We start from the raw sequence: 8,206 nt of genomic DNA on the forward strand, positions 1-8,206 counted from the left end.
GCCAGTTACTCGACCGGCGTACACAATTCTTCGGGAAGGTCGGGCAACGGATCGTCGCGGCGATAGGCTAGTTCGATCGCCAAGGCGGTCTTCAAGCCAATCTCGGCCACGTTTGTGCAGCGATCGGCGATGTTGTTGATCTCCCAGCGATCGTCCGGTTTGACAAACAGTTCAGGCACGATTTGATCTAGCTCAAGTTCGTCCAAGGGTGTTATTTCATCCGGCAGGTGATACCGCAAGCTCCAATGGGTTGTGCGGAAGCAGCGCTGAAGACCAAGGCCGGAAAGCACGAATTCACGCGATTCTGCCAAGCGAACGTGGAGCAAGTCGAGGTTTGCTGAACCAGGTAACTCTAAGCCAAACGAGCGGACAACGGTTGGCAAGATGTCTCCCAACTGGGCAAGACCTTGTAGGCGAGTGAGCCCTTCTTGCCCTCCTGGCTGGCGAATAAGCAGCGGGACATGGAGCGTGTCGCTATAAAGTCGCAGCGGAGAGTCTTGTTCGCGGCCGATTTGCCCATGCAGCCCTAACGGGTAACCACCGGTCGAGGTCAGCACAACCAGCGGTTGTTCGGCTAGGGGCAGCTCTTCGATGGTTGCCAGCAGTTCGCCGAGCAGCATGTCGAGCACGGTGACTTGCCCGGCGTAGGCTTGGGTGATGCCTAAGATATGATCGGAATCGAATTCGCGATTTTCTCGTTCAAAGGGAGGATGCACTAGCTCAGGTGGGGCCGGGTCGTCTTCATCCGCGAGGCTTTCGCGATAGCTATAAGGGGCATCCCAAGGGCCTAGCATGCCTCGGGCATGGGCCCAAATAACTTCTTCGCGCGGCGGTTCATCCAGCCAATCCAAAAGCACACTGGCAAAGCGCGCCAAGGTGGTTTCTTCCGCACTCTTGGCTGCCACGTCAGTAACTTCCGGAAACGTTTCAACCGATGACAACCGCGTGGTCTCGCGAAGCGTGGCCAGGCGCGGATCGTCGGAAAGCAAATGCAGCGGGATATCGCCTTCTGCCAGGACAGATAGCGGACCACCAGGGGAATCGATACCTAAAGGGTGCGAACCGTCGAGCAAACGAGGGTAAAGCATGAGCGGATCTGGCGATTCGCTCAAACACTGCTCGAACAAGACCGACTGACAAGCCCATTGGTCGAGCGCAGGCGTATCGAGCCACGAGTTTCCATAACAACCGAGAAAACCGGCTCCCCAGCCATCGATAACCAATATCAGCGCGCGGCGCACGAATACCCTTCCCATGGTGAAGCGGGAGCCTAAAAGCCCCCGGATAAAATGCGACTACCTTGTCGCAACTATAGAGGGGGCACGCTATTTGGAAAAGCCGGGGCGATGCAACCAAGGACGCACAAGCTCTTGGAAAAACAATTGCGGGAAAACAATGGCATCCTTCGCGTAACGCCCAGTCAAACGCCTTGGGTCGGTGCCGATACGGTAGGCCCACTCTAAGCCGGTGTGCTGCATCCAGCGTGGTGCCCGTTTCTTTTCTCCTGCGAGGAAGTCGATGGTTGCTCCGGCGCAGATGGCCACTTTCGCCTCGACTTGATGGCGATACTTATGAATCCAGATTTCTTGCTTCGGAGCTCCCAGGCCGATAACCAACAAATCAGGCTGAACCTCGGCGATCCTGGCAAGGATATTGTTGTTTTCGGCCGGGTCGTTTTCAAAACCGAGCGGAGGGCTGTAGGTGCTTAGCACTTGAACATTGGCGTACTGACGATGAATGTTCACGGCCGCCTTTTGAGCAACCCCAGGCGCGGCCCCCAGCAGAAACACTTTGAGCGGTTCGGTGCTGTGCGTGGCCGCAAATAGCGCTGGAATCAGATCACTACCGGTGACGCGTTCAGGCAACGATTTCCCGAGCAGGCGCGAAGCCATCACGACTGGCCAGCCGTCGGCCAGCACCAAGTCGGCATCGTGATAGGCGGCGCGCAGAGGACCACTGCTTTGCAGTAAAACCGTGTGATCGACATTCGGGGTAACTACAAACTTGGCCGTTGTCGTTCGCGCTTCGTGCAGCCATATATTCAGTTGGTTGACAGCTTCGGCCATTCGCAAACGGTCGATTTCGATGCCAAACAAAGGGACTCGTGTATTGTTCATGGGAATTAACCTCGTGCTGCTGCTTGGGGATTCCAAGCCTGAGGTGGTGCAATCGATGAATTGTGCGAGACGAGGCCAAAGTCGTACGCTAGGGCTGCATTCATTCCCGCGATCAGGAAAATGAGCGATTGCTCGTAGGGCATGAAAGTGATTTCATGTCCCACCATCTGGCAAAAAGCAGTCAAAACGACGCCAACTCCCAAGGTGCCAATCGCTTTGGCCCAGGGAGGCGAGTTACTGCGCGCTTGACGCCAAGCGTTACGCAACCATAGGCCATACATCGAGATGAAGGGGATAAATCCGAGCAGACCGAGATCACTTAGCACACTGAGGAAGGTGTTGTGGTGGTCGTAGTCGCGGATCGATTCGAGAACTAAGTCGACGTTTCGGTCGGCGAGGTAAGGGAGTTTTGCTTTTTTGAATTGGCTGAAACCGTGCCCCAGTAGCGGACGGTCGAGGAACATTTCCCACGAGACGTACGTGAAGCTGGCCCGCATGCTGACCGAGCGTTTGGTGTCTTCCGCCGAGCCTTCGCGTTTGAGCCCCATGATGGCATCGGACTTCGCCACCAAGACCAGCAAAGCACAAGCCACCATGCCGGTGAGCAGTACCGTCCGGGCTTTTCCCTGCATGGTTAGAAAAACACCAACCAGCAAGCTCAAGCCGCCACCCATCCACACGGTGCGGGTTTTGGTAAAGAAAATGGCGGCCAGAAACAAAGGCACCAGCCCCAAAATAAGCCAACGCATTTTGCTGGAAGTGCGGTACCAGAGCAGGCACGTAGCCAGCAAGCAACCGCAAAGGTAAACCCCATAGCTAATCGACTGCACCATCGGACCTCGGGCCCGGCCAAAGTGTAAACCCACCTTGGGATCGGCGATGTAGCGTGGAAAAACAAAGCCGTATAGGCCTAAGCCTTCCAAGATGCCGGTCACCGCCAGATAAACCCCGAACAAGGTCATCGCGATCAAAAACCAGTCGACCTGCTTTTCGTCGTACTTGATGTTTCGGGCCACGATATAGATGGCCAAGGGAATCAAGTACCCGTTGATCAAGTGCTGCACCGGAGGCACTGACCCAGGAGCGATATTGCGAAAATCGTGCGAAAAGGTATTGAAGAACAAAACGCCGAAGAAGACGGACATGACCGTGTCGAGCGTCATCCAGGGACGGACTTCCACCTTCCCTAGTTTCCATTGCAACACGAACGCCCCGACCAAGCCGACGATCCCTAATCGATCGAGCGAAAGGGTGATTCCGCCAACGTCGAACTGGAGAAAATAGACGCCAAAAGTAGACGTTATCACCAGCAGGCCAACGCAGGCCAGCAGCAAGTTGCCTCGCGAAGCCAGGATGGTGCCCCACACCAACCCTACGAGAGCGAAGATGGCAATAATGACTGGCATGAGAGTGAGGTCAATCGTCGAACATAGCTGGTACCAAGTGGAAACTGGTACCTTGCTGGGTGGCTAATTCCTTGAAGGAGGACGGCGCGCTAGGTGCGCCAACGCTTGCTTCAAAGATAGGCCATGTCCGATAGGTGGCAGCTCTGATTGCTCTGGGCGGTTATCATTGCTGCCACCTTTTGTTGACTCTGCTGGTTGTAGCGATGTTGCGGCTCCGTCGCCAAGCGGCAAGCTAAGCAACAAGACTCCCAGACCCAAGCACAAGCCGCCAATCAACCCTAAACCGGCAATCATTTTGCGCGACGGACCAACCGGATAATCGCTCACTTCTGGGCCGTTGACCTTGGTAACCAGGCTGGTGGTCGTAGCCGTTGCAACGGAAGCACGAGCATCCGCTAGGTCGGTACGTAATTGGGTCAGCTTGGCACTCTTTTCGCGTACTTCAGCCACCAAGTTGTTGTAGCTCGCACGCATTGATGCCAGTTTCGTCATTCGATTACTGACGTCATCAAGCATCTTTTGCAGTTGGGCAACGCGGCTTTCAGCGACCGTTTTTTCCGCTTTCAAGCCGCGAATTGCCAGACTGATCTCTTGGTGTAAGTGCTCACGTATTTCGTCCTCGGCATGGCGCGCCGCGACTACGCCAGGGTGTGTTTTGGTGCGAATGCCCTGCAATTGAGCCGATTGCAATTGCGCGTCGATCAAACCTTCTTTCAAGCGACGCAGAGCCGGTTGCGAGTCCAGCAACTGATTCGGAGTGGCAACAAGCTCGTTGGGATTTTCTTTAGCGGCAGTCAAAATATCGAGTAAACGCTCTGAACTCTCTTTCTTCGATAGCGCATCGCGAAGTTCACTCTTGATTTGAACCATCTGTTCCCGCAGGTTGCCGTTGCCAGAACCAACTTCATTCAAGATTCGCAGTTCTGCTAGGTCGGTGCCGACTTCGGCTTCCATTTCGGAGAGTTGATCGGTGACGGCTAACAGGGCTTTTTGGGCCTGCGATTCGCGGTAACTTAGCTCGTCAACTAGGCTTAAGGCTCTACCATTGCGCATTGCTCCTAAGTGTGATTCTAGTTCGGAACACAGCAGTTGATTGAACTCGACGGCGCGCTCCGGAGTATCCGATTCCACGCTGATATACAGCATTTCGGTCGTGCCGAACTCGGTTCCATTCGGAGAATGGACGTTGATCTTTTCGCGGGCTTGGGCGATGTCGTCTTTGCTTGGCCACGTTGCGCTGGACCAGCGATCCTCGGGTGCGCCGAGTTTGACCAGCGCAGCGCCAATAACTTCCTTGGACCGGGCTATCTGCATCACGGTTTCTTGGGCGTGCTTCATTTCCGCCGTGCCAGAAAAAGCCCCCGGCTTGCCGAGGCTGCTGACGGCTTCGTCGCGCAAGACAATCGCCTGCGTCGCTTCCCATGCGGTGGGCATCATGATGGCATAACCTAATGCAACTAATGCCACGACCACGGTGGGAATCATCCAACGCAGACGGTAGTGGATTAGGGCAAAGGTGATGTCGGCCAGATTCCACATGGCTAGGAACTCGCGAAAGCGTAGCGTTGCAGCAGAGGGGGGAAAACATGCGGGAAGCAAGACACAACGCGTTGGCTGGAGGTCCTGCTTCCCACAATCCCGATTCGCTAGATCCATAAGGCAAAACAGATGCCAAGAACACGCAAGGCAAAAAGGTAGATGACGTAAGTGATTCCCTAGACGTTACTTATGTCAGGCGATGGATGCCTGTTGGTTTCTCCAGGTGATGTTTCTAAATTGCCTTGCGTGTGGCGAAAAAACAGCGTGTGTTGCATTTCGGAAACATGGTTGAGAAAAGTCGGCGACGACATCCACAAACTGCGCGGCTTACGTTTGCATTTACGTAGCAGTGGGGAATGTTTGAAGGGCAGCTTCTCGCGGCAGGTGCCTTATTGCGCCACGCGAGATGCCCCGATCCTAATGCCTGATAGCCGTTGAAGTTACCTATGCGTGTTGAATGTTTTACTGATGCCGAGTCGCTCGTGCCTTACCGCAGCGTTTGGAATGCGCTGGCTGGGGACGTGCCGTTTCGCCGTTACGATTGGTTGATGCCATGGTGGCATGCCTATGGAGAAGCGAACGAACTCTACGTATTGGGTGTGTTTGTCGAAGAAAAACTGATAGGGCTGGCGCCTTGGTTCCGTGAAGTCGGAACTGCTAGTGGACGAACGCTACGTTTCCTTGGTGATGGAGACGCGTGTACCGACTACCTGGATGTGCTCGCCGCTCCGGACGATATGAAACGCGTGGCTCCGTTGTTGGTCGATTGGTTGCAGGAAGCGTTAACGACATCGCTTGCCTGGGAGACGATGGAGTGGGATAACCTGGAAGCGAATACGCCGGTAGCCAGTGAAGTGGCAAATCGCTTGGGGCATTGCCAGGCGATTATCAACAAACGACCAGCCCTGAGTTGCTGGCGACTTGAATTGCCGGAAACGTGGTACGATTTCGAGATGACCCAGTCCAAGTCGCATCGTAAGCAGATTCGCCGCTTGATCAACCGAGTCTTAGATACGGAACGTTGTCAGTTGCATGTTTGCGACGACCCCACGAAAATTGATGCGGCGTTAGAGATTTTGATCGACCTGCATACGCGTCGCCGCCGGATGTTGGATCAAAATGGCTGCTTTGCTAGTGATCGATTTGCTTCGTTCCTACGTGAAGCAGGGCACGAGATGATGGCGGATGGACACTGCGAAGTGTTGTGGTTGGAGCTAGATAACAAGCCAATTGCAGCGGAGATTCATTTTCCGTCAGACACAACCGTGTACGCTTATCAGGCCGGCATCGATCCTGATCGCATGGACGAAGAGCCAGGCAGCTTGATGCAGATCGCCATGATCCGTCGCGCGATTGAACAAGGAAAGCAAGCCGTCGATTTCCTACGCGGCGACGAACCGTATAAAGCACATTGGCGAGCCGAGCCTCGCAAATGCGAAACGATTCGAATTGTGCCCAACACGACATTCGGATTGATTCGTCATGGCATTTGGACCACCAAGACCCAAGTTAAAAACTGGTTCAAAGCCTCACTGGGAAACATCTAGCGGGAAGGCAGCAGCAGCAAGCTCGCAGGCATCCGGCCAAACGGGCGTCACCAAGAACACGACTGGCGAACGGTCGTTTATTGCGGTAAAGCTCTGGTCAGAAAAAACGAAACATGAACGCTTTGAAAACAGCGATGCTCGATACGTACACAATGGCGACCTGGCCTTGGCGAGCCCGGTTTCGTCAGGTGCATTCGCGCGTTGGCTTGGCACCGGTGATGGTACTGTTTTACCACCGGGTAGCCGATCATGATGTCACCCCGTGGAGTATCACTTGCGATGGTTTTCGGCGTCATTTGGATTATCTGCAAGCCAAGTTCGAGATGGTTTCTCTCGCAGAAGGGCAACGCCGCATTGCGATGCGTTTCAATCCGCATCCCTGCGTAGCGATTACGTTTGACGATGGCTACGGAGATAACTGTGAATTCGCGATCAACGAGTTGAATGCCCGGCAGATACCGGCTACCTATTTCGTAACGCTCGGCAACGTACTCAGTGGCGAGCCATTCTCGCATGATGCTCAGTTGGGACTGAAGACCCCACCCAACACCGTGGAAGAACTGCGTGAGATGATCGCGGGCGGATATATCGAAATCGGCGGGCACACACGCACGCATGCTGATATCGGCGCACTGCACGATCCCGCACGGATTTATGACGAAGTGATCGAGGCAACTCGCGAACTGGAACGACTGATTGAGCAGCCGATTCGGTACTTCGCGTTCCCCTTTGGGATGCCCGCGAATCTGAACGACACCGCGATTAATCTGCTGCGGGAAAATGGAATCTTAGCGTTTTGTTCGGCGTACGGAGGCTACAACTTGCCAGGGGACGATCCGTATCACATTCAGCGGATTCACGGAGACCCCGAGTTTTCTCGTCTGCGGAACTGGTTGACGGTTGATCCGCGCAAACTGGCCGGTGTGACGCGGTATCAGCCGAGATATACACGCTTGCCGGACTCGTCAGGAGGGCAGCCATGAGCGCGGCAAGTGGCGTCGATCCTTCCTCGGAAACCGTCGACGTACCGACCTATCGAACCACCACACTCGCCGAGAGCATGTTGCTGTTAGCACTGCTAACAGTTGTGCAGCGAGGCGTAGGGTTTGTCCGTGGCGTGTTGTTTTGCCGCTGGCTAAACGCCGACCAGTTGGGACTATGGGATTTAACGTTTGGCTTTTTGATGCTCGCTGGTCCACTGGTCGTGCTGGGCATTCCTGGCTCGTTTGGCCGCTACGTCGAGCACTTTCGTCAGAAGGGGCAACTGCGGACGTTCCTACTACGCACGACGATTGCCACCATTGTGCTTTCCTCGATCGGCTGCTTGTTGCTGTGGCTGTTTCATCGGGAAGCGGCGATGGTCCTGTTCAACGACGCGTCGCTGGCCTCGATGATTCCTCTGGTCGCTCTGACACTGACGGCAGTGATTGGATTCAATTACTTTGTTGAACTGTTCATCGCGATGCGGCAGATGCGGATCGTTTCGGCGATGCAATTTCTAAACAGCGTGTTGTTTGCGGCGATAGGCTTGGGCTTGCTGCTTACCTACGAAACGTCGGCCCGAAGTGTGATTATGGCGTATGGAATCTCGTGTGCC

7 protein-coding genes are annotated in these 8,206 nt (G+C 54.7%); 3 read left to right on the forward strand and 4 right to left on the reverse strand.

The window, feature by feature from the left end; genetic code table 11:
• Positions 1-5 precede the first annotated feature (5 nt).
• From DTL42_RS09625 to DTL42_RS09640, 4 genes are all read right to left on the reverse strand, one after another.
• Positions 6-1,241: a sulfatase-like hydrolase/transferase gene (locus tag DTL42_RS09625; RefSeq protein ID WP_158545298.1), complete on the reverse strand. Its 1,236-nt coding sequence runs from the start codon at positions 1,239-1,241 to the stop codon at positions 6-8.
• 84 nt (positions 1,242-1,325) lie between these two features.
• Positions 1,326-2,117 carry a WecB/TagA/CpsF family glycosyltransferase gene (locus DTL42_RS09630; protein ID WP_114368480.1) on the reverse strand — a complete coding sequence of 264 codons (792 nt, stop codon included), beginning with the start codon at positions 2,115-2,117 and terminating at the stop codon, positions 1,326-1,328.
• A gap of 5 nt (positions 2,118-2,122) precedes the next feature.
• Complete coding sequence (locus DTL42_RS09635; protein ID WP_114368481.1) at positions 2,123-3,523, reverse strand: O-antigen ligase family protein; 1,401 nt, start codon at positions 3,521-3,523, stop codon at positions 2,123-2,125.
• Between the two features lie 63 nt (positions 3,524-3,586).
• Positions 3,587-5,062, reverse strand: a complete 1,476-nt coding sequence (locus DTL42_RS09640) for a hypothetical protein (protein WP_158545299.1) — start codon at positions 5,060-5,062, stop codon at positions 3,587-3,589.
• A 446-nt stretch (positions 5,063-5,508) separates the two neighbouring features.
• Between DTL42_RS09640 and DTL42_RS09645 the strand changes: the two genes are divergently transcribed.
• The 3 genes from DTL42_RS09645 to DTL42_RS09655 form a co-directional block, all read left to right on the forward strand.
• Positions 5,509-6,609: a GNAT family N-acetyltransferase gene (locus DTL42_RS09645; RefSeq protein ID WP_114368483.1), complete on the forward strand. Its 1,101-nt coding sequence runs from the start codon at positions 5,509-5,511 to the stop codon at positions 6,607-6,609.
• A 113-nt stretch (positions 6,610-6,722) separates the two neighbouring features.
• Positions 6,723-7,592, forward strand: coding sequence for a polysaccharide deacetylase family protein (locus DTL42_RS09650; protein ID WP_114368484.1), 870 nt, complete (start codon positions 6,723-6,725; stop codon positions 7,590-7,592).
• The coding region (locus DTL42_RS09655; RefSeq protein WP_147274219.1) for a lipopolysaccharide biosynthesis protein at positions 7,589-8,206 on the forward strand (618 nt) is incomplete at its 3' end. The genes DTL42_RS09650 and DTL42_RS09655, both read left to right, overlap by 4 nt.

This window comes from Bremerella cremea (assembly GCF_003335505.1).
Lineage (GTDB): Bacteria > Planctomycetota > Planctomycetia > Pirellulales > Pirellulaceae > Bremerella > Bremerella cremea_A.

What these genes read in the sequence shown, in the direction of transcription:
- DTL42_RS09630 (WP_114368480.1), bottom strand. Translation starts at nt 2,117, where the DNA reads ATGAACAATACACGAGTCCCTTTGTTTGGCATCGAAATCGACCGTTTG.
- DTL42_RS09635 (WP_114368481.1), bottom strand. Translation starts at nt 3,523, where the DNA reads ATGCCAGTCATTATTGCCATCTTCGCTCTCGTAGGGTTGGTGTGGGGC.
- DTL42_RS09640 (WP_158545299.1), bottom strand. Translation starts at nt 5,062, where the DNA reads ATGTGGAATCTGGCCGACATCACCTTTGCCCTAATCCACTACCGTCTG.
- DTL42_RS09645 (WP_114368483.1), top strand. Translation starts at nt 5,509, where the DNA reads ATGCGTGTTGAATGTTTTACTGATGCCGAGTCGCTCGTGCCTTACCGC.
- DTL42_RS09650 (WP_114368484.1), top strand. Translation starts at nt 6,723, where the DNA reads ATGAACGCTTTGAAAACAGCGATGCTCGATACGTACACAATGGCGACC.